The sequence below is a fragment of the Aurantiacibacter sp. D1-12 genome (assembly GCF_028858515.1).
Classification (GTDB): domain Bacteria; phylum Pseudomonadota; class Alphaproteobacteria; order Sphingomonadales; family Sphingomonadaceae; genus Alteraurantiacibacter.
In genome coordinates, this window is the sequence record NZ_JAPJZJ010000002.1 from 233,532 (window position 1) to 252,802 (window position 19,271).

A 19,271-nucleotide genomic window follows, 5' to 3' on the forward strand; every position below is an offset into this window, starting at 1 on the left:
CATCGGATTGCAAACGTTCCTGTTGGCGCGGAAGCGCGAGGAGCCGGATCTATCGCTTCAATGGAAGGCGATTTCTTCCTTGATCTTGAGCTTTTGCTTCTTGAGCGCCTGAATTTTCGCAGCATCGGGGGACGGTCGGTTCATCTCTTCCTTGAGACGGCGGTCCAACCCTTCGTGCTTGGCATTGAGGGCGGTGACGTGCGAAGAATCCATAGGTGCTTCTCCTAGCTGTTTGGGGCCGAACACAATGTCCGGCGCTGCCACAAAAGCGGCGACTCGCCAGGCGCGACGAGAGCCGCAATTGTCATCAAACCATAATAGTCTTAACTCTTCAATTATCGTGGCGATGAATCGCCCTTAACGCCCGATAATGCGGCATCGGCGCGGTGAAAGGACCTTATGCAAGTGGGCGAGCGGAAAGCATGACCGAAGACGAAATGCGAAAACGCCTGACCGCGCTCCAGGTGGAACACCGCGATCTCGACATTGCCATCGGCGCGCTTCTGGCCAACGGCGGGCCCGATCAATTGCAGGTCGCCCGCCTCAAGAAGCGCAAGCTCGCCCTGCGCGACCAGATGGCGATAATCGAAGATTATCTGACACCTGATATCATCGCCTGACCGCGTTTACAGGGCTGTTAATCCGTGTCTGAACGGGACAGCGCAAAATCCCTGTGAACGTTTACCATTGCGCCTCTGGTCCCGGCGAATGTGACAGGCTAGCGAATCTCACACCATGCCGAACCCTGCGACCATAACGCCCGCGATTGTAGAGATGCTCTACGAAGATGCGCTACTGCTTGCCGAGGAAGCTCGCGCGGCGTTTGAGCAAGAAGATGTGCGCCCTCCGGTCACAGAACACGAAAGCACGCTGCGTATAGCCATGTCTTGTGAGGCGCTGCGCACGACGACGCGTATGATGCATGCCATCGCCTGGTTGCTGAACCATCGTGCCTATTTCGCCGGTGACCTGACCGAGTTCCAGCTGCGCCGTCACGGTCGCTTGCCCCCGCCACAGCCGGAAAGCGATCCGGCCCAGCTTGCGCTGATGGATCTGTACACACTCGATCTGATCGACCGGACCAAGGCGCTCTATTCACGCATCCAGCGACTGGATACCGCATGGCGTAACCACTTCGCCATGCAGCCCGCCGCCGTGCATCGCCTGCGTCAGCGAATTGGTGACGCTTTCGCACTGCACTAAGGCCGCGCGCTAGACCTTCGCCAAGGCCGCATCCCAGCTTTCCAGTCGCGCCTTGCGCACAGGTTCATCCATCTGCGGCGTAAAGGTCTTTGCCTTGCCGATCATTGCGCTGGCGGCCTCTTCAAGCGAGGCGAACATGCCGCAGCCGACGCCCGCAAGCATCGCGGCGCCCAGTGCCGTGGTCTCGACAAAGTCCGGCCGCACCACTTCGATGTCGAGCAGGTCGGCAATGTCCTGCGCCATCCAGCTGTTGGCCGCCATGCCGCCATCGATCTTCAGGCTTTTCCATTTCGCGCCATCGGCTGCGAACGCGCTCGCCAGGTCGTAGGTCTGGTGCGCCATCGCTTCGAGCGCCGCGCGGGCAATCTGCGCGCGCCCGGTATCGAAGCCGAGGCCCGAAATGATGCCGCGCGCGTCTGGCCGCCAGTGCGGCGCGCCAAGGCCGGATAGTGCAGGCACGATCACCACACCGCCATTGTCATCAATGGATCGCGCGAGCGCCTCGGTTTCAGCCGCGTCGTCGATCAGGCCGAGCGTATCGCGCAGGTATTTGACCAGGCTCCCGGCGACAAAGACCGCACCTTCGATGGCGTAATGCCGCTTGCCGCCAAGCTGGTAGAGCACGGTGCCGAGCATACGGTTGTCCGAATGCGGCAGCGTGGGGCCGGTGTTGGCGAGAACAAACGCACCGGTGCCATAGGTCGCCTTGGTATCACCCGGCGAAAGGCAACCTTGCCCGATGGTTGCGGCCTGCTGGTCCCCCGCCATGCCGCAAATCGGGATGGGCGCGCCGAACAGGTCGGTATGCGTGGTGCCCAACTCACCCGCACAGTCGACCACTGCGGGAAGCGCCGATTGCGGCACGCCGAAGAGATCGCACAGCTCGCCATCCCAGCTCTCGCCGTCGAGCGCCAGCAACAGTGTACGGCTGGCATTGCTGGCATCGGTCACGTGCGTGTTGCCGCCCGTAAGTTTCCACGTGAGCCAGCTCTCCACCGTTCCTAAGGCGAGCCTGCCATCTTTTGCTGCATCTGCCACGGCATCATTATTGTCGAGCAGCCAGCGCATCTTGGTGCCGGAGAAATAGGGATCGAGCAGCAGTCCGGTCTTGCCGCGCACCATCGCCTCGTGCCCAGCCTCTTTCAGGCCAGCACAGAAGTCCGCCGTGCGGCGATCCTGCCAGACAATCGCCTTGGCCAGCGGTTCACTCCTTGCCTTGTCCCACGCCACCACGGTTTCGCGCTGGTTGGTAATGCCAATCGCGGCGACCCCATCAGCGCCACCCGCCTGCCCGACCATCGCCTGCGCACAGCGCAACGTCTTGTCCCAGATTTCCTCAGCGTCATGCTCGACCCAGCCGCTGTGCGGATAGAACTGTTCAAGCTCTTCTTGCGCCACGCCCAGAAGCTTGCCGTCAGGCGCAAAAAGCATCGCGCGGGTGCTGGTGGTGCCTTCATCCAGAACGAGTATCGGCTTGTCGGTCATTGGCATTCCTCTTCCTCCCCGCCATATGCACACGATGGCAATTCCCCCGCAACCCTGGCCGACAGGCGATCTGGAACAGCTGGAGCCGCTGGTCGCGCGTGTGCTGGCGCCCAATGCGTCGCCATACACCTACACCGGTACGCAGACCTATCTTGTGGGGACAGAGGATCTGGCGGTGATCGATCCAGGTCCCGATGACCCCGCACATATCCATGCAATTTTGCGCGCCGTGGACGGTAGGCCCATTCGCGCGATCATGTGCACGCACACGCACCGCGATCACTCACCCGCCGCCGCACCCTTGGCCAAGCAAACGGGTGCACCGATCGTCGGCTGCGCGCCGCTCCGCTTCGCAGGCGATGGAGGTGATGTAGAGGCCGCGTTCGATCAGGACTACGAGCCCGACCGCGTGCTGCAGGATGGCGAGACAATGACCGGCACCGGCTGGACGCTCACCGCGCTGTTCACACCCGGCCATATCTCCAACCACCTGTGCTTTGCGCTGGAGGAAACGGGCGCGGTTTTTACCGGCGATCACGTCATGGGCTGGTCCACCAGCGTTATCGTTCCGCCCGATGGCGACATGGCCGATTACGTTGCCAGCCTGCACAAGCTCTACGAACGCGAAGACCGCATCTATTATCCCGCCCACGGTCCGGCGGTGGAGAAGCCCAGGCAACTGGTGCGCGGCACCATCGGCCACCGCAAGGCACGCGAGGCACAGATCATCAAATTGCTGGGCGAGGCATCGCAGCCGATAGAGGATCTGGTGGCACGGATGTACTCGGGCGTGGACAAGCGTCTCTGGCCCGCAGCGCAGATGAGCGTCTGGGCCCATCTCATCGATCTGGAACACCGCGGCATGGTCGCTCGTTCGGGGGATGTATGGACACACGGATAGATAACGAAACGGGCGTGGTCGAAGCGGAAGAGATCCGCGCTCACACCCCTCCTGCCGAACGCGCCGCCCCGCCGCGCGTACCGCGCAACCTGGCGCTCGTCATCATTGCGGTGATGGCGGCCGCCCTGCTGTGGCTCGCCTGGGACAAGTGGGGGCCACAGGAAGAGGGCGATATCGTCGCCACCTCCATGCTCGCCTTCGAGAGACAGAACTCACTAACCGTTTTTTCGAGCCGCTTCGATGTCGTGGCAGAGAGCATTTCCACACCCAACGTCGGCCCGGTCGAAATCGGCGCGCTGCAATCGCGGCAAGCGATGATCGTACCCGCGACGGTCGAGTACCGTCTCGACCTTTCGGCAATGGATCACGATGATTTCACATGGGATGCAACAACGCAGACGCTTGACGTGTCACTGCCGCCTATCCTCGTGTCGACGCCAAATCTCGACGAATCGCAGGCGCGTTATTTCACCGATGGCGTGTGGGTCAGCCGCGATGCCTCGGAAGCGCTTAACCGCAGCAACTCGGAAATCGCCGAGCGCCGCGCCGTCGCCTTTGCTACCAATGCAGAGGTCATGGGCCTTGCCCGCAGCGCCGCACGTGAAGCGGTGCAGCAGAACCTCGCCATTCCCCTGCAAGTAGCCGGGTTCGGCGACGTCCGTGTAACCGTTCGCTTTACCGACGAATAGCGATGCAACTTCACACAAGACACTCGCATACCGACCCAGACCGCCTATAAGCGACCAAACGCCAACTATTCGGGGCCCCAAATGACTGACCAGACCGCTATTCCTGCCGGAGTTGACCTGCGCGAAGAGATCGATCGCCTGCGCAAAGAGCGCAATGCCGTGATCCTGGCGCACTATTACCAGAAGCCGGAATTGCAGGACATTGCCGATTTCGTCGGGGACTCGCTGGAACTGTCCAAAAAGGCAGCCGAGACGGATGCCGATGTCATCGCCTTTTGTGGCGTGAAGTTCATGGCAGATACGGCGAAGATCCTCAGTCCCGAAAAGATCGTTGTACTGCCCGATATGGATGCCGGCTGCTCGCTGGAAGACAGCTGCCCGCCGGAAAAATTCAAGGCTTTCCGCGAGAAGCACCCCGATCACATCGCTCTGACGTACATCAACTGCTCGACCGAGGTGAAAGCCTTGTCGGACGTGATTGTGACCAGCTCAAGCGCCGAAACGATCCTCTCGCAGATCCCCGAAAGCCAGCCGATCATCTTCGGGCCGGACCGCCACCTTGGCGGCTATCTCAACCGCAAGTTCAACCGCGACATGCTGCTGTGGCCGGGCGTGTGCATCGTGCACGAGGCGTTCAGCGAGAAAGAGCTTCTGAAGCTCAAGGCGCAGCACCCTGATGCGCCGATTGCCGCGCACCCTGAATGCCCGCCGCACATCATCGACCATGCCGATCACGTGGGCTCAACCAGCTCGATCCTGCAGTTCGCCAAGACCTTTGAAGGTGACACGCTGATCGTCGCGACCGAGCCGCACATCATCCACCAGATGGAAAAGGCGCTGCCCGAGAAGACTTTCCTCGGGGCACCGGGTGCGGACGGCAACTGCAACTGCAACATCTGCCCGTACATGGCGCTCAACAACATGGAAAAGCTCTACCTCTGCCTGCGCGATCTCGAACCGCGCATCGAGATCGAAGAACAACTCCGCCTCGACGCGAAGAAGAGCCTCGACAAGATGCTGGAAATGGCCGCGGGGACTATTGGCAAAGGTGACTTGGGGCGGGCGTAATGCTCCCCATTGTGTCGGCGGCAGTCATTAGCGATCTGTTCGCTAAGCCCGTACGCGCGGTGTCGTAGCTTTCGCGAGCGCCAGCGCGCTTCCGACCAGAGCGATGCCGACGAAGTCGAGCGGCACCAGCACTTCATCGAACACGAACCACCCCACTACCGCCGCGACGGCAGGCTGGGTCAGCAGGGCTATGCCGATCACCAATGGCGGGAAATGCCGCAGCGCGTAGACGAGCAACCCCTGCCCAACCAGCTGGCTGGAGAATGCCAGCACGATCAGCGGAGTCCAGTCGGTTGGCCAGACGGGCTCGTCCAGCACCAGCGCAGTGCCAAGCAGAACGGGGGCGCTGGCAAGGCCTGCCAGAGTAAGCAGACTCCAGCTCCCCAGCTCTTTGCGCGCATCCTGCAGGATCAGCAGGTATCCTGCATAAAGCAGCCCCGCCAGCAGGCAGAACAGGTCCCCTACCAGATTGGTCTGCGATATCTCTAGCGATCGGCCCAGCAGGATTGCCGCGCCCGTGGTTGCCGCGAGAATCGCTGGCCATTCGCGACCGTGGGGCAAGCGGCGCAGCGCGATAAAGGCCCACAACATGAGGATGATGCTACCTGAATTGCCAAACAAGACTGCATTGGCCAGCCGCGTATCGCCGATACCTATATGCCAGCTGGCAATGTCGAAACCGAAGAAGACGCCGCCTGCCAGAACGGCGAGCACCATCTTGCGGCTCATGCCGGTCATGCGCTGACCGTTCACGCGCGCCATTAGCGCAAGGAAAGGCAAGGCCAGCGCAACGCGCCAGAACCCTGCGGACACGGCACCGCTGTCCGCTAGCCGAACCAGCCATGGTCCAAGCGCAAGCGCGACATTGCCGCCAATCAGCGCGGCCATCGGCAGCACCTGGCTGCGAATCGAGGTCTCTTCCTTGTCCACGGTTCTCCCCTAGCGCGCCTGCAATCTTGGCTATAGGACAAGTCACAAAAGTTGAGTGGAGAACACAATTGCCGATACGCAGCTGGATGTTTGTTCCGGGCGATAGCGAGCGCAAACTGGCCAAGGCGACATCGCTGGGCGCCGATGTGGTGATCGTCGATCTTGAAGATGCCGTCGCTCCGCAGGCGAAAGAAGGCGCCCGCGCGACAACCCGTGAATGGCTGGAAAGCCAACGAAGCGTAGCAAACAAGGATGGCGGCCCGCAGATCTGGGTGCGGATCAACCCACTCGATACGCCGCTGTGGCAATACGACGTCGAAGCTGCATTACCCGGCAAACCGGATGGCATCATGGTGCCCAAGGCAGAAGGGCCCGAGAAGCTACGCCGCCTTGTAAGCGTCCTCTACGAGCTGGAACCGCGCAACGGCACTACGCCTGGTACGACGCAGCTATTGCCTATCGTGAGCGAGACACCGGTCGCCGCCAATGCGATTGCCGACTATGGCCGCGCCGATCATGAGCTCCCTCGCCTTTCGGGGCTGACATGGGGGGCAGAGGACCTCTCCGCTGCCATTGGCGCCAGTCGCAAGCGTGACGAAAGCGGCCGCTGGACTGACCTGTTCCGCATGGTCCGTTCGCAAACACTGCTCGCTGCCCACGCAGCAGGCGTTGCTGCCATCGATACGCTACACGCCGATTTCCGCGATGAAGAAGGGCTGAAGCGCGTTGCCCGCGAAAGCTATCAGGACGGGTTTTCGGGAATGATGGCAATCCATCCTGCGCAGGTCCCCATTATCAACGAAGCCTTTAGCCCGAGCGAGGAAGAGCTCGCGGAGGCGCAGGCGATTGTCGACCTGTTCGCAGACAACCCCGGCGTCGGGGCGCTGCAGCTGGACGGCAAAATGGTCGACCAACCGCATCTGGAACAAGCGCGCAAACTGCTCGCCAACGCCAACGCAGGTTAGTTATTCAACCGACTCCGGTTCCGCCGCGGGCTCGGGTTCAGCGGGCTCTTGCGCGACAGGTTCCGGGTCCGGGTCCCCTGCGGCAGCCTGATCGGCATCCTCAGAGGAAGCCTCGCCGTCTTCTCCAGGCTCAGGCGCGGCGAGCGGTGCCTGGGACTGCAACTCGTCGAGCGGGATCATGCCATCGCTGATCGAGCCTTCGAGCACTTCGCCGCTTGCCTCGCGGTTCTCGTCACCTTCCACAGGTGCAGGATCGTCTCCGCATGCGGCCAGCGCCAGAACGACAGGTGCGGCCAGAATGGCGAATGATTTTCTCATGCTTCCTCGGTCTCCTGCTTCTCCAGCGCGGCGAGGAATTGTCCGGCGCGCTCCAGCAAGGCTTCATCCCACTGCTCGGGCGTAACCGCAAGACCAAGATCGGCAAGGCTGGTGACGCCGAATTCAGCAATACCGCAGGGCACAATGCCGGAGAAGTGCGACAGATCAGGCGAAATGTTCACGGCAAAACCGTGCATCGTCACCCAGCGCCGCACACGAACGCCGATAGCACCGATCTTGGCCTCGGCCCCGTCCTTGCCTTTGGTCCAGATGCCCACGCGGTCACACACGGACCACGCCTCTACCCCGAAATCGCCGAGCGTTGCGATCACCCAGTCTTCCATCGCATGGACGAAGTTGCGCACATCTCGATTGCGCCGTGCCAGATCGAGCAGGACATAGGTCACCCGCTGCCCCGGGCCATGGTAGGTGTAGCGACCACCCCGGCCCGTTTCGACCACCTCGAACCGCGGATCGACGAGTTCGGCCACATCCGCGCTGGTGCCTCCGGTGTAGACTGGCGGGTGCTCCAGCATCCATACCAGCTCGCTCGCCTGGCCCTTGCCAATCGCGGTGTTGCGCTGCTCCTGCTCCTCCATCGCCGCGCGATAAGGCGTCTGCCCGGCAGAGCGGCGCCACTCGATATCTTGCGGCAAATGGGTGGGAATAGTGTCGGTCATGATCAAGCAAGTGTTGCGTGGCGATGCTTGCGCGGCTTATCAAGCCTCGACTTACGAAATTTAGGGGTCAGCATGAATACCAAGCTGGATATGGGGCAAGCGTGGAACCAGGCCGTGGCGATGCTTTCGGCGAACAAGAACGTGATTGCCGTGGTCGCAGGGGTATTTTTCTTCCTGCCCAATCTGATCGCCACGCTGGTGATGCCGCAATCGACCGAGATCGAGGCGATGATGGGTAGCGCCCCGGCCGACAATCCCGAAGCAATGCTGCAGATGATGGGCGAGCTTTACGCCGGCATCTGGTGGATATTTATCCCGCTGGCTCTTGTTCAGGCTGTGGGTGTACTCGGACTGCTCGCCTTGCTGACCGACAAATCGAGACCGACGGTGGGCGAAGCGCTGGGCTTCGGACTGAAGGGTCTGCCCACCTACATCGGGGCGCAACTGCTCAGTGCGGTAATCCTGGCTGCCGTGTTCCTGCTACCGATCATGCTGGGGGCGCTGATCGCGCCGGCCGTGGCCGCACTGCTCGGTCTGGTTGCCTTTGTGGCGGTGATCTATGTGATGGTGAAGTTCTCGCTCTCATCGCCAGTCATCGCGATCGAGAAGCAGTTGAACCCCGTCACCGTGCTGCAACGATCCTGGCAGATTACCAAGGGCAATTCGCTGCGCCTGTTTGCCTTCTATCTGCTGTTGCTGCTCGTTCTCATCGTGATCAGTGCCATTTCCGGGATGGTGTTCTCGGTCTTCGCCATCATGGGCGATCAGGTTGGCCTGTTCGCTGGCGGCATCGGTGGGTCGCTGATCAACATGGTGACTGCATCTGTCATGATGGCCGTACTGGCCGCCGTACACCGGCAATTGACCGGTAGCGCAGGCGACAATGTGGTGGAAACGTTCGAGTAGCCTAAGCCTGCGTTTCGTCTGCTGAGGCCGCATCCTTCCAGCCCCAGGCGAGGATGCAGGGCGGAATGTTGCGCCAGACAAAACCCGTTTCAACGCGCGGGAAGTGCTTGGCGGTGAGATCCCGCGCCGCGCCCTTGAACTGGTAGGTTAGGAATGCGCCGCCTTCGCGGATCACGCGATACGTGGCGGCAGTTATATTCTCCCCCACCCCATCGGGCAGAGTGGAGAACGGCAGGCCGGAAATCACATAGTCGGCCTTTTCGTGGCCGATCGATTTGACGATCTCTTCCACATTCTCGGCAGAGCCGAGCACTGCGTGGAAGCGGCTATCGCCGAAAGTCTTACGCAAATAGTCGATGAACAGCGGGTTGGTATCGATCACCAGCAACTCCCCGCCGCGCGGCAGTCGATCAAGGATATGCGGGCAGAAGGTGCCAACGCCCGGTCCGTATTCGACGAACAGCTTGCAATCGCTCCAATCGAGCGGATCGAGCATGGCATTGATCGTGGTTCGCGATGACGGGATGACCGACCCGACCATGCGCGGGTGTTCCAGAAAACCGCGGAAGAACACGCCCGCCGGGCCGAGAACTCGCTTGAGACGCGCTTTGAGGCTCAATCGTCGCGATTGTGCCAGATCATTGCTTTTCATACGTTTTGCCCAAACCCCGCAGCATTTTACAGAGGCCTCGCATCCGTAGCCCGGGAATGCAAGGTCGTTGGTCGATTATCGGAAACGGCTGGTGGACAGACTTCAGAGAATCTCTTCAACCGTTTCCTTGGGCCGGCAGAGCCGCACGCCCTTGTCGGTTTCCACTAGAGGCCGCTCGATCAGAATGGGGTCTGCGGCCATCGCATCAAGTACGGTATCGGCGTCCGCCTCTGTCAGTCCGCGTTCTTTGGCATCGGTCCCGCGAATGCGCAGAGCTGCAGCAGGGTCAAGCCCGGCATCCTTATAGAGCTGCGCGAGCTTTTCCCGGCTTGGCGGGTTCTTGAGATATTCCACCACAGTCACATCGACACCGCGCTCCTGCAGGATCGCCAGCGTGTTGCGCGAAGTGCCGCATTTGGGATTGTGCCAGATGGTCGCTTTCATGGGTGCGTGCTCCTGTATTCGGCAAAAAGTGTCGCTGTGGCGACTAGCGCGCAAAGAAAATACGGCCAAGTGCAGATTTACTGTTGCCACTGATAATCATTCTCAATAAAGCTTCTTGCAAGTCACTCGCAATAGCGATTGGCGCGTTTTGATTCGTAGGAGAATTCCCATCCGTTACACCGCCGCCCTGCTCGCAAGTGCTGCTATTTCCATCCCTGCCGCAGCGCAGGATAATAGCGCTATGCTGCCTATGACCGATGCAGCTGGAGAAGCCGGCTCCGACACAGTTCCGGAGTATATGGGCGATCCCATCATCGTCGAGGGTGAGGTTCTTTACAGCGACCAGGTCAACGCCCTGCGCACTCCCACCCCCATTATCGACGTGCCGCAAAGTCTTTCGATCATCACCAATGAGGAAATCGAGGCGCGCGGCTTCACCACCATCGGGCAGCTGGTCGATTACACGCCAGGCGTCAGCAATTCGCAAGGCGAAGGCCACCGCGATGCGATCGTCTTCCGCGGCGTACGCTCGACTGCAGACTTCTTCATCGATGGTGTGCGCGATGATGTGCAGTACTATCGCAGCCTCTACAATCTGGAGCAGGTGGAGATCCTGCGCGGCCCCAACGCGCTGCTGTTCGGTCGCGGCGGCGCGGGCGGTATTCTCAACCGCGTCACCAAGAAGGGCGAGCTTGGAGAGACATTCGCCGGCGGCCAGGTTGCACTCGACACATTTGGTGCATTCAGCGCGCAAGCGGATCTGAATTTCGCCGTTGCGGATAACGCCGCATTCCGCGTGAACGCCTCTTTCGAAGAGCTCAACAACCACCGCGACTTCTACGACGGCACACGCATCGGCATCAATCCGACCGCGCGTGTCCAGCTTGGTGATAACACCGTGCTCGACCTGTCTTACGAATTTGCCGACCACGAACGTTTCATTGACCGCGGCATCGTGACCGGCGCCGACGGACGCCCTGTTGAAGCTTTCGAGGATGTGGTTTTCGGCGACCCTGATCTGAACTTCACCACGCTTGAAGCCCATATCCTGCGCGCCAACCTGCAGCACCAGTTTGGCGACAATCTGAAGGGCGTTTTCAGCGCATTCTATGGCGATTACGACAAGCTCTATTCGAACTTCTACGCCTCGGGTTACAATCCGCTGACGGCACCCGACCGTGTCACGCTGGACGGCTATGTTGACACTACACAGCGGCAGAACCTGATCCTGTCAGGCAACCTTATCGGAGAAATCGACACCGGATCATTGCACCACACGGTAATTTTCGGTGGTGAGTACATCCACACATCATCCGACCAGGATCGCTTCAATGCGTTCTGGGACACGACGTCCGACGACAACGAAATTTTTGCCATCGCGCGGCCGCTGATGTTGGTAAACGGTACTGGCATAGGCTTTTCGACCGATCCCGCTGGCGTGACCACGACCAACGATTTCACCGCAGACCTCAACGACGATACGCGCGCCACGCTCGATGTCTTCTCGCTCTACATCCAGGACGAGATCGAAGTGACTGACTGGCTGCACCTGATCGTGGGCGCGCGCTATGACAGTTTCGATATCGAAGTGAACAATGTGGTGGCGAACGAGGTGCGCACGCGTAGGGACGAGGAGCTTTCCCCGCGTGGCGGCGTGATCATCAAGCCGATGGAGAATATTTCCATCTACGCCAGTTATTCGCAGACCTTCCTGCCGCGTTCGGGCGAGCAGTTCGCCAATATCAATGGTAATGCCAATGCTCTGGCGCCTGACACTTTCACCAACCTTGAAGCAGGCGTGAAGTGGGACTTCATGAGCGGTCTCAGCCTGACAGCCGCGGTGTTCGATATCGAGCAGAGCTCGCCGCAGCCCAACGACAACGACCCGACCACGCTCGACGTGATCGATTCCAACATCCGGGGTTTCGAGCTGCAATTGCGCGGTGAAGTGACAGAAGGCTGGTTCATTTCGGCAGGCTACAGCTACCTGGACGGAGCTCAGGTCGATGCCTTTGGCAACGAAGGCCTGCGTCCGCGCGAGCTGCCCGAAAGCACTTTCTCGATCTGGAACCAGGTATCTGTCACCGATCGCTTCGGCTTTGGCATCGGCCTAACGCATCAGGGCGACAGCTTCATCACCAACGGCAACGTCACCTACACCGGCACGAATGGTGACACCGTGACCGTGCGCCCGACGCTTCCTGCCTATACCCGCGTCGATGCATCAGCCTATTTCAACGTCAGCGATGGCTGGCGCTTGCAGGTGAATGTCGAAAACCTGACCGACACGCTCTACTTCCCGACATCGCACAGCACGCATCAGGCGAGCGTTGGCGCGCCAATCAACGCACGCTTCGCGATTACAGGAAGGTTCTGATCCCCCAGGGGCCGGCGATCTACTCTTCGGCCCCGCCGCTCTCGGCCTCCGCTTCCCCACCGGCGGACATGGCAGGGACGGCACGCGCCGCGTCTGCAGGGTCGATCCCCGGTGCAGGCGCGGCGCTAATCGTTTCGCGGCGACGGGTAACACGGCCTGCCCTTTGCACAGCAGCGATCAGCCGCGGATAGACGCCGCACCGGCACAGGTTGGGGATGGCTTCGCGAATATCTTCTTCGCTGGGATCGGGGTTGCGCCGGATGAGCGAGGCGGCGGCGATTGCAATTCCCGGCGTGCAGAAACCGCACTGGATCGCCTGCTCTGCCACCAGCGCCTGCTGCACCGGATGCGAACGATCGCGGCTCAGGCCTTCTATGGTGGTGATGTAGCGGCCTTCTGCCTCTGCAATAGTCACCAGACAGCTACGCAGCGCTTCGCCGTCCACCAGCACCATGCAGGCACCGCAATCACCGACACCGCAGCCGTATTTCGTGCCGGCCAGATTGGCGGCATCGCGCAGTGCCCAGAGAAGCGGCGTCTCAGGGTCCATATCGAAGCTGACCGGCCTGTCATTGACAGTCATCGCGGGCATCTTGGCATCGCCTTTCGTTGTTGGAGCCAAATACTCCCTGCTTTCACCTATCTTGCGAAGGCGCGGTCCAATGTCGAGTAGGTGACAATGCTCTTCACCCGATTTGCCGCATGGTTGATCGGTGACACACAGCTGCTAGTGCCGCAGGGTGGCTATTCCCGCCACGTCCCCAAGGAATTCCATGGCCGACGCTCCCGACAACGCCAAGGCAAAGCTGGCAAGAGGCTCCATAGCCGGGCACCTGGTGAGTCAGACCACACCAGCGATCATTGGCGTGGCAGCGATCATGTCTGTAGGCGTGATCGATGCCTATTTCGTCGGCCAGCTGGGCGGGCCGGAACTTGCCGCGATCAGCTTTATCTTTCCTGTCACCACGGCGCTCTCCAGTCTCGGTGTGGGCGTGATGGTCGGCATCAACTCGGTCGTGGCCCGCGCGCTGGGTGAAGGCGATGATGAACGTGCCCATGCCCGCGCCAATGTCGGTATCGTGCTTGGCGTGGTTGCGGGCATTCTCATCGGCCTAACCCTGTTTGCGCTTCGCCAGCCGCTCTTTGCATTGATGCAGGCGGACGAGGCGATCCTGCCACTGATCGACGAGTACATGGCACCGTTCGCACTCGGCTTTCCGCTGATGATCGCGATGATGGCAATGAATGGGGTCTTGCGCGGTCAAGGCGCCGCCAAGAGCAACACGCTTGTCCTGATCGTTTATTCCATCGGCAACTGGGTGCTCGATCCCATTTTGATTACCGGCGCGTTCGGCTTTGCCGGATACGGCGTTGCGGGAGCAGCATATGCGACGCTGGGCGGTTGGGTGATCGCCATCATGACCGCCTTCTACCTGCTCGGGAAACACCATCTGCCGTTCGACCTTGCAGCAACGCGCAATTGCGACTGGAAAACACAGCTTGGCGCGATTTCACGTGTTGCCGGCCCTGCGGCCTTTACCAATTCGATCAATCCGGCAGGTCTTGCTGTGCTGACTTCACTTTTGGCTATCGAGGGCCAGGCGGCCGTTGCAGGCTTTGGCGCGGGCGGGCGCCTGCAGGGCCTCGCCGTGGTGCCATTGCTCGCGCTGTCCGGATCGATAGGCTCAATAGTAGGCCAGAACTGGGGCGCGAAGCAGTTTGACCGGGCGCGCCTGGCGCTGGTGCAGGCGGGCGCATTCTGCCTGGCATACGGTCTTGGTGCGGCGCTGATCCTGTTTGCTGCGCGGGGATGGTTTGCAGAACTCTTCAGCGAAGAGCCGCAAGTCCTCGACGCGACGGTCAACTATCTTGCGATATCGGTATGGGGCTATGCCGGATTCGGTGTGCTGATCGTGGTCAACGGTGCCCTGAATGCCATTGACAAGGCCTCCAACGCACTCGCCCTTTCACTCACGCGCGTGCTGCTGGTGATGATCCCGATAGCGTGGCTGGCGCGCGCTGCCCTGGGCACAGAGGCGATCTATTATGCCGAACTCGCCGCCAACATGCTGGGCGGCCTGATCGCTGCAGCGCTGGCATGGTGGGTCTTGTGGAAGAACCCGCCCAAGCAAAGCGCCTAGTCCAGAGGGCGGCTCGAGCCGAAGAACAGCGCCTGACTAATCGCTGCGCGGACAGTGTTTTCCTGAAACGGCTTGGTGATGAGATAGGTCGGCTCCGGCCGGTCCCCTGTCAGCAAACGCTCTGGATAAGCCGTGATGAAAATCACCGGCACGCTGGTGATCTCAAGAACGTCATCCACTGCATCGAGGCCTGAAGAACCATCGGCCAGCTGAATATCGGCGAGCACCAGTCCCGGCTTGTTGCCAGCAACCACTTCCTGCGCTTGCGTACGGGTGGCTGCAGTGCCGCAAATGTCGTGACCCAGCGATTTGACGAGGTCTTCAAGCTGCATCGAAATCAGCGGCTCATCCTCGATGATCAGCACGCTTGTTGCGGTTTCGCGCTCGATCTCGCCAATGGCTTCGCGCACCAGCGCCTCTACATCGGCTTCATCGATGTCCATGATGGTGGCCGCCTGGGCATTGCTGAAATCTTCGACCGTCGTGAGCAGAAGCGCCTGACGGTTGAGCGGGGTGATCCGCTTCAGCTGGCTCTGTGCGGCCTCTTCATGCGCGCTGCCGACGCTCTTGCGCTGCCCTACCTCAAGATAGGCGCTGGCCCAGAGCTTGCTGAAAGCACGGTACAGCGGGACACGGCCTTCCCGAAGCGTTGCGGCCAGGGCTTCATCAGCGATCGCCGCTTCGAGCGTCGCCTGAACAAACGTATCTCCGGTCTTCTGAGATCCGGTGAGTGCGCGCGCGTAGCGACGCAGGAATGGAAGGTGTGCGGCGACTTCAGCCCCAATCGACATATGATCCCTTTCCGGTAACTGGTCCGGCTTGATAACGGACTTTGAACGCCCGGTTCTTCATGCGGTTCCACGCACCAAGCAAACCTTTCCACCGCTGGCAACAGCCATATTTTTCCTGCCCATACAAAACATTGCAAATTTTTTTGCATCTGACGGGAACAGTTTTTTTGGCGGGGCATTCTGCTTGTATCACCGCCAAGACCCCCCTCCCGTCCAAGCGGCGGTGATACGATCCCGAAAGGCCCCCACTCACCCCGAGTGGGGGCCTTTTACTTTTAGCGGACAAAACTTGCGGGATCTGTGCAGGGAGGAATTTTAGCGCTTGAGGAGCGCGAAGGGACTGGCCTTGTCGCGCATGCAGAGCGCCTTCACCAGCTCATCCGGATCGTAGGGTTTTTCGAATGTGACGCCCATCTCGGCGATATCGGTCGGAATGTCCTCTGGCGAGCCGGTAGAAAAGGCAATGCGGGGCGGCCTGGGACCAAGCGCTGTGACCAGCTCTGCAATCGCCCAGCCATCATCCCGGTCTGCCAGATGCACATCAAGCACAATAGCATCGGGCCGCGGGCCATCGTGCAGTTCGCGCATGGTGGCCTTCATTGTCTGGCAAACGACGACGTCTCTAGTCCCGGCTCGGGTGAGAGCATCTTCCAGAGCCAGCGCGAGGATGGCGTCATCCTCCACCAGCAGCACACGCGCGGGTGGTTTCATCTTGTGTTTCTTCTGATGAACGCGACCAAGCAAACGAAGTCCTTCCGGATGCATGATCGCATCCGTTACCCGAACGCCGCTTGGCCCGGCACGGTTCCCGGTAAATCAGCCGGGAATCACAATTGCTTCGTGTAGATCCGGTATTCCCGGTTGACCCGGGATTCGATAGCATCGGCAATCGCCACCATCCCTTGGTTGTCCTCCAGAATCCAGCCGACTTCGGCGCGCGTTGCCCCGTGGTTCTGGGTTGCGTAGCGGCGGATATATTCGATCATCATGAAAGCGAGCTGGCTGGCAAGACGTGTGTTCTGATACTTCGGAATCACCCCCATCAGCGGCACCCGCCAGTTCTCCGCGGTGGGGTTGCGCAGCCACCACAACAGCTTTGCCCAGTTGAACGGGAAGAGTTTGCCGCCATAGTCTTTCAGCTTGAGATTGATGTCCGGCCAGGCGAGCATGAATGCGGCCGGCTCACCGTCCACCTCTGCGATCATATTGGCACCCGACTGGATCAGCGGTTTCAGCTTCTTTGCGCCATAGGCCTTTTCCGTCTCGGTGAAAGGCACGAACCCCCAGTTGCTCGACCATGCACTGTTGAGGATGCCGAGGATGATATTCGTCTCCCCGGAAAAATCGGACGTGTTGACCGGACGGACATTGATCTTCTTGCTGCGCTCGCCGGAGGCGACGATGCGGTTGACCAGTTCGGGGAAACCGTCCTTCACATTGTGCAAATCATAGGTGAACAGCCGCTTGGCGGTTTCGTAACCCTGCGTCTCGACCCAGCCCTGATAGGCAGCGTTGTGATGCCCCATCAGCAGCATCGGCGGATGATCGTGGCCTTTTACCAGCAGACCGGGCTCTTCCCACACAGAGAGGCTGATCGGTGCGAGAACGCGGGTCATCCCCTGTTCGCGCAGCCAATCCTCCGCCCGGGCAATAAGCGCAGCCATCACCGCTTCGTCTTCGGCTTCCATCAGGCCCCAGTTGCCAGTGCCCGGCCCCATGCCCTGCTCGGGTGGCTGGGCGAGCGCCAGCTCATCATAGTGTGCAGAAATGCGGCCAACGACTGCACCACCTCTCTTGGCGAGGAACAGCTGCATCTTGGCGTGCTCGTGGAAAGGGTTCTTCCCCGGCGTGAGCAGTTCAACCATATCGGCACGCAGCGGCGGCACCCAGTTGGGATCACTTGCATTCAGTCGATAAGCACAATCGATAAATGCGTTGAGGCCGCTCTTGTCGGTTACGGGGGTAATCTCTATTTGACCGGTCACAAATCCCGCCCTTTGCCATTCATGATGCAGCAGCCCTGCTTGTGCTTGAGGCGGTATGTCAAGCGCCCGGCAAATAGGCTAAGGCGGAAAACCACGGCGCAAGGCCGGCAAAACAAGGCAGTTCGAGAGTTCTATCGCGATGAGTGCGACTACCGTTCCCGAAAACGCAAAACCTGGCCCCGGTGCCGGAGAGCGCCGCGTGCATGCGCAAATCCCTGATGACAAGGATATGCTGCGCGCTGCCGCCGAACTTACCCGTGATATCAATGTCGCGCGGCCGGAGATTTATTGGCCCGACATGTTGATCAGTGCCTTCACAGGCTATGCAGCCCTGGCCGGTGCAATCCTGCTGGACACCGCATGGATGGCCTGGGCAAGCGCGTTCATAGCCGTCTTCGCACTGTATCGCGCGCTCTTGTTCATCCACGAGATCTCCCACCTTCACCGCGATGCCCTGCCCGGCTTTCGTACTGTGTGGAACCTGCTCGTGGGCATACCGATGCTGACGCCAAGCCTGATGTATGACAGCCCGCATCGCATCCATCACAAGCGCACGCAATATGGCACGGCAGAAGATCCCGAATATATGCCGCTAGCGCTGATGAAGCCGTGGAGCTTGCCGCTGTTCGTGGTGGTGGCAGCGCTGGCCCCCGTCGCTCTCGTCATTCGCTGGGGTGTGCTCGCACCGCTCGGGCTGATCATCCCGCCAGTGCGCAAGTTCGCTTGGGAACGGGCATCAACGCTGGCGATCAACCCCGATTTTCGCCGTCGCCCAGCCGAGGAGAAAGAGCGGAGCTGGTTCCTGTTCCAGCAGGTCGGCGCGAGTATCTGGGCGATTTTCCTGATGACCACGCCATTTTGGCTAGGCTGGCGACCACTGCTGATTGCAGCGGCAATCACTGCTGCGGTGGCTGTATTCAACCAGCTACGCACGCTTGTCGCGCATTTGTGGGAGAATGACGGCGAAGCGATGACCGTGACCGCGCAGTACCTCGATAGCGTGAATGTGCCGCACTGGATCGCCGGCATCTGGGCGCCTGTCGGCCTGCGCTACCACGCACTGCATCACCTCATGCCGTCGCTACCATATCATTCGCTGCATGAAGCACACAAACGGATCAGCACGCACCTTGGTGCAGGATCGACATTCGATCAGGCCAGCCATAGCGGCATGTGGCCGCTGGTGGCGCGCATTGCCAAGAGCACGATGCGCAAGCGGAAGGTATAGAAAAAGGGAACGACGCATCACGCGCCGCTCCCTTCTCGTAAGTGTGTTGTAAGCTAAGCAGATCAGTCGACGGACACATCACCGTCACGATTGATCGAGGCACTGTGACCTTCAACATCCGCGCTTACGCCGTCACGACTGATGCTGACGCTGTTGCCGCCACCAACATCGGCGGTCACGCCCTCTTCGTTCACAGTCACGTCGCCGCTTTCGTCGCCAGCATCGGTGGTTGCAGCAGCATCGCCTTCTGCAGCCATAGCATCGCCGCCATCGGTCGCGGCGTCACCTGCCATCGCGTCACCATCTTCGGCTTCGGCCATTTCACTTTCTTCGGCTGCCATAGTTTCGTCTTCTGCGGTCTCCGATCCGCAGGCGCCAAGAGCGAGAAGTGCAGCGGCAGAAATGCCGGCCAGGAAAGTCTTTTTCATAGGGTCCTCCAATAAGTCTGTGCCAGAAATCTGGTCGCGCGCGTTCTAGATGACCAGCCCGGGATTGCCTATTCAACAAT

22 protein-coding genes are annotated in these 19,271 nt (G+C 60.3%); 10 read left to right on the forward strand and 12 right to left on the reverse strand.

Features of this window, described 5'->3' with window-relative positions:
- Window positions 1-57: 57 nt before the first annotated feature.
- Window positions 58-213: a YdcH family protein gene (locus OOZ52_RS05225; RefSeq protein ID WP_274697449.1), complete on the reverse strand. Its 156-nt coding sequence runs from the start codon at window positions 211-213 to the stop codon at window positions 58-60.
- 209 nt (window positions 214-422) lie between these two features.
- Between OOZ52_RS05225 and OOZ52_RS05230 the strand changes: the two genes are divergently transcribed.
- On the forward strand, window positions 423-620 hold the full coding sequence (locus OOZ52_RS05230; protein ID WP_274697450.1) for a YdcH family protein: 198 nt from the start codon (window positions 423-425) through the stop codon (window positions 618-620).
- A gap of 115 nt (window positions 621-735) precedes the next feature.
- The gene (locus OOZ52_RS05235; protein ID WP_274697451.1) at window positions 736-1,203 is read left to right on the forward strand and encodes a DUF1465 family protein; all 468 of its coding nucleotides are present in this window, start codon (window positions 736-738) and stop codon (window positions 1,201-1,203) included.
- A 9-nt stretch (window positions 1,204-1,212) separates the two neighbouring features.
- Here the strand turns inward: OOZ52_RS05235 and glpK are convergent, their stop codons facing one another.
- A complete protein-coding gene (gene glpK / locus OOZ52_RS05240) occupies window positions 1,213-2,688 on the reverse strand; it encodes a glycerol kinase GlpK (protein ID WP_274697452.1) in 1,476 nt (491 codons plus the stop codon).
- 25 nt (window positions 2,689-2,713) lie between these two features.
- Between glpK and OOZ52_RS05245 the strand changes: the two genes are divergently transcribed.
- The 3 genes from OOZ52_RS05245 (at window position 2,714) to nadA (ending at window position 5,346) form a co-directional block, all read left to right on the forward strand.
- Window positions 2,714-3,589, forward strand: a complete 876-nt coding sequence (locus OOZ52_RS05245) for an MBL fold metallo-hydrolase (RefSeq protein WP_446698113.1) — start codon at window positions 2,714-2,716, stop codon at window positions 3,587-3,589.
- Entirely contained in the window at window positions 3,574-4,278 is a 705-nt protein-coding gene (locus OOZ52_RS05250; RefSeq protein ID WP_274697454.1) for a DUF4230 domain-containing protein, read from the forward strand. The genes OOZ52_RS05245 and OOZ52_RS05250 overlap by 16 nt, the downstream gene beginning before the upstream one ends.
- An 81-nt stretch (window positions 4,279-4,359) precedes the next feature.
- Window positions 4,360-5,346 carry a quinolinate synthase NadA gene (gene nadA / locus OOZ52_RS05255; RefSeq protein ID WP_274697455.1) on the forward strand — a complete coding sequence of 329 codons (987 nt, stop codon included), beginning with the start codon at window positions 4,360-4,362 and terminating at the stop codon, window positions 5,344-5,346.
- A gap of 42 nt (window positions 5,347-5,388) precedes the next feature.
- Here nadA and OOZ52_RS05260 read toward each other — a convergent pair whose 3' ends face one another.
- Window positions 5,389-6,234, reverse strand: a complete 846-nt coding sequence (locus tag OOZ52_RS05260; protein WP_274697780.1) for a DMT family transporter — start codon at window positions 6,232-6,234, stop codon at window positions 5,389-5,391.
- Between the two features lie 110 nt (window positions 6,235-6,344).
- Between OOZ52_RS05260 and OOZ52_RS05265 the strand changes: the two genes are divergently transcribed.
- Window positions 6,345-7,241, forward strand: a complete 897-nt coding sequence (locus tag OOZ52_RS05265) for an HpcH/HpaI aldolase/citrate lyase family protein (protein ID WP_274697456.1) — start codon at window positions 6,345-6,347, stop codon at window positions 7,239-7,241.
- Here OOZ52_RS05265 and OOZ52_RS05270 read toward each other — a convergent pair whose 3' ends face one another.
- Together OOZ52_RS05270 and lipB are read right to left on the reverse strand one after the other, a co-directional pair.
- Window positions 7,242-7,559: a hypothetical protein gene (locus OOZ52_RS05270; RefSeq protein WP_274697457.1), complete on the reverse strand. Its 318-nt coding sequence runs from the start codon at window positions 7,557-7,559 to the stop codon at window positions 7,242-7,244.
- On the reverse strand, window positions 7,556-8,239 hold the full coding sequence (gene lipB, locus OOZ52_RS05275; RefSeq protein ID WP_274697458.1) for a lipoyl(octanoyl) transferase LipB: 684 nt from the start codon (window positions 8,237-8,239) through the stop codon (window positions 7,556-7,558). Before lipB ends, OOZ52_RS05270 begins: the two co-directional genes overlap by 4 nt.
- Window positions 8,240-8,311: 72 nt before the next feature.
- Between lipB and OOZ52_RS05280 the strand changes: the two genes are divergently transcribed.
- Complete coding sequence (locus OOZ52_RS05280; RefSeq protein ID WP_274697459.1) at window positions 8,312-9,145, forward strand: hypothetical protein; 834 nt, start codon at window positions 8,312-8,314, stop codon at window positions 9,143-9,145.
- 1 nt (window position 9,146) lies between these two features.
- Here the strand turns inward: OOZ52_RS05280 and OOZ52_RS05285 are convergent, their stop codons facing one another.
- Window positions 9,147-9,797: a class I SAM-dependent methyltransferase gene (locus tag OOZ52_RS05285; protein ID WP_274697460.1), complete on the reverse strand. Its 651-nt coding sequence runs from the start codon at window positions 9,795-9,797 to the stop codon at window positions 9,147-9,149.
- 102 nt (window positions 9,798-9,899) lie between these two features.
- A complete protein-coding gene (gene arsC / locus OOZ52_RS05290; RefSeq protein ID WP_274697461.1) occupies window positions 9,900-10,241 on the reverse strand; it encodes an arsenate reductase (glutaredoxin) in 342 nt (113 codons plus the stop codon).
- Window positions 10,242-10,491: 250 nt separating this feature from the next.
- Between arsC and OOZ52_RS05295 the strand changes: the two genes are divergently transcribed.
- Window positions 10,492-12,618 (forward strand): TonB-dependent receptor, encoded by a 2,127-nt coding sequence (locus OOZ52_RS05295; protein ID WP_274697462.1) that lies wholly within the window; start codon window positions 10,492-10,494, stop codon window positions 12,616-12,618.
- Window positions 12,619-12,637: 19 nt separating this feature from the next.
- Here OOZ52_RS05295 and OOZ52_RS05300 read toward each other — a convergent pair whose 3' ends face one another.
- Window positions 12,638-13,210, reverse strand: a complete 573-nt coding sequence (locus tag OOZ52_RS05300; protein WP_274697463.1) for a (2Fe-2S)-binding protein — start codon at window positions 13,208-13,210, stop codon at window positions 12,638-12,640.
- A gap of 181 nt (window positions 13,211-13,391) precedes the next feature.
- On the opposite strand from OOZ52_RS05300, the gene OOZ52_RS05305 reads away from it, so the two are divergent.
- Complete coding sequence (locus OOZ52_RS05305) at window positions 13,392-14,759, forward strand: MATE family efflux transporter (protein WP_274697464.1); 1,368 nt, start codon at window positions 13,392-13,394, stop codon at window positions 14,757-14,759.
- Here the strand turns inward: OOZ52_RS05305 and OOZ52_RS05310 are convergent.
- The 3 genes from OOZ52_RS05310 to OOZ52_RS05320 form a co-directional block, all read right to left on the reverse strand.
- Window positions 14,756-15,550: a response regulator gene (locus tag OOZ52_RS05310; RefSeq protein WP_274697465.1), complete on the reverse strand. Its 795-nt coding sequence runs from the start codon at window positions 15,548-15,550 to the stop codon at window positions 14,756-14,758. The two genes, OOZ52_RS05305 and OOZ52_RS05310, sit on opposite strands and share 4 nt — an antisense overlap.
- A gap of 315 nt (window positions 15,551-15,865) precedes the next feature.
- Window positions 15,866-16,261, reverse strand: coding sequence for a response regulator (locus OOZ52_RS05315; protein ID WP_274697466.1), 396 nt, complete (start codon window positions 16,259-16,261; stop codon window positions 15,866-15,868).
- Window positions 16,262-16,377: 116 nt separating this feature from the next.
- The gene (locus OOZ52_RS05320; RefSeq protein WP_274697467.1) at window positions 16,378-17,535 is read right to left on the reverse strand and encodes an N-acetyltransferase; all 1,158 of its coding nucleotides are present in this window, start codon (window positions 17,533-17,535) and stop codon (window positions 16,378-16,380) included.
- Window positions 17,536-17,674: 139 nt separating this feature from the next.
- Between OOZ52_RS05320 and OOZ52_RS05325 the strand changes: the two genes are divergently transcribed.
- Complete coding sequence (locus OOZ52_RS05325) at window positions 17,675-18,763, forward strand: fatty acid desaturase family protein (protein WP_274697468.1); 1,089 nt, start codon at window positions 17,675-17,677, stop codon at window positions 18,761-18,763.
- Between the two features lie 62 nt (window positions 18,764-18,825).
- Here the strand turns inward: OOZ52_RS05325 and OOZ52_RS05330 are convergent, their stop codons facing one another.
- Window positions 18,826-19,191: a hypothetical protein gene (locus OOZ52_RS05330; RefSeq protein ID WP_274697469.1), complete on the reverse strand. Its 366-nt coding sequence runs from the start codon at window positions 19,189-19,191 to the stop codon at window positions 18,826-18,828.
- Window positions 19,192-19,271 lie beyond the last annotated feature (80 nt).

Coding starts and splice junctions, on each gene's coding strand:
- OOZ52_RS05225 (WP_274697449.1), bottom strand. CDS start 213: ATGGATTCTTCGCACGTCACCGCCCTCAATGCCAAGCACGAAGGGTTG.
- OOZ52_RS05230 (WP_274697450.1), top strand. CDS start 423: ATGACCGAAGACGAAATGCGAAAACGCCTGACCGCGCTCCAGGTGGAA.
- OOZ52_RS05235 (WP_274697451.1), top strand. CDS start 736: ATGCCGAACCCTGCGACCATAACGCCCGCGATTGTAGAGATGCTCTAC.
- glpK (WP_274697452.1), bottom strand. CDS start 2,688: ATGACCGACAAGCCGATACTCGTTCTGGATGAAGGCACCACCAGCACC.
- OOZ52_RS05245 (WP_446698113.1), top strand. CDS start 2,714: ATGCACACGATGGCAATTCCCCCGCAACCCTGGCCGACAGGCGATCTG.
- OOZ52_RS05250 (WP_274697454.1), top strand. CDS start 3,574: ATGGACACACGGATAGATAACGAAACGGGCGTGGTCGAAGCGGAAGAG.
- nadA (WP_274697455.1), top strand. CDS start 4,360: ATGACTGACCAGACCGCTATTCCTGCCGGAGTTGACCTGCGCGAAGAG.
- OOZ52_RS05260 (WP_274697780.1), bottom strand. CDS start 6,234: ATGGCCGCGCTGATTGGCGGCAATGTCGCGCTTGCGCTTGGACCATGG.
- OOZ52_RS05270 (WP_274697457.1), bottom strand. CDS start 7,559: ATGAGAAAATCATTCGCCATTCTGGCCGCACCTGTCGTTCTGGCGCTG.
- lipB (WP_274697458.1), bottom strand. CDS start 8,239: ATGACCGACACTATTCCCACCCATTTGCCGCAAGATATCGAGTGGCGC.
- OOZ52_RS05280 (WP_274697459.1), top strand. CDS start 8,312: ATGAATACCAAGCTGGATATGGGGCAAGCGTGGAACCAGGCCGTGGCG.
- OOZ52_RS05285 (WP_274697460.1), bottom strand. CDS start 9,797: ATGAAAAGCAATGATCTGGCACAATCGCGACGATTGAGCCTCAAAGCG.
- arsC (WP_274697461.1), bottom strand. CDS start 10,241: ATGAAAGCGACCATCTGGCACAATCCCAAATGCGGCACTTCGCGCAAC.
- OOZ52_RS05295 (WP_274697462.1), top strand. CDS start 10,492: ATGACCGATGCAGCTGGAGAAGCCGGCTCCGACACAGTTCCGGAGTAT.
- OOZ52_RS05300 (WP_274697463.1), bottom strand. CDS start 13,210: ATGCCCGCGATGACTGTCAATGACAGGCCGGTCAGCTTCGATATGGAC.
- OOZ52_RS05305 (WP_274697464.1), top strand. CDS start 13,392: ATGGCCGACGCTCCCGACAACGCCAAGGCAAAGCTGGCAAGAGGCTCC.
- OOZ52_RS05310 (WP_274697465.1), bottom strand. CDS start 15,550: ATGTCGATTGGGGCTGAAGTCGCCGCACACCTTCCATTCCTGCGTCGC.
- OOZ52_RS05315 (WP_274697466.1), bottom strand. CDS start 16,261: ATGAAACCACCCGCGCGTGTGCTGCTGGTGGAGGATGACGCCATCCTC.
- OOZ52_RS05325 (WP_274697468.1), top strand. CDS start 17,675: ATGAGTGCGACTACCGTTCCCGAAAACGCAAAACCTGGCCCCGGTGCC.
- OOZ52_RS05330 (WP_274697469.1), bottom strand. CDS start 19,191: ATGAAAAAGACTTTCCTGGCCGGCATTTCTGCCGCTGCACTTCTCGCT.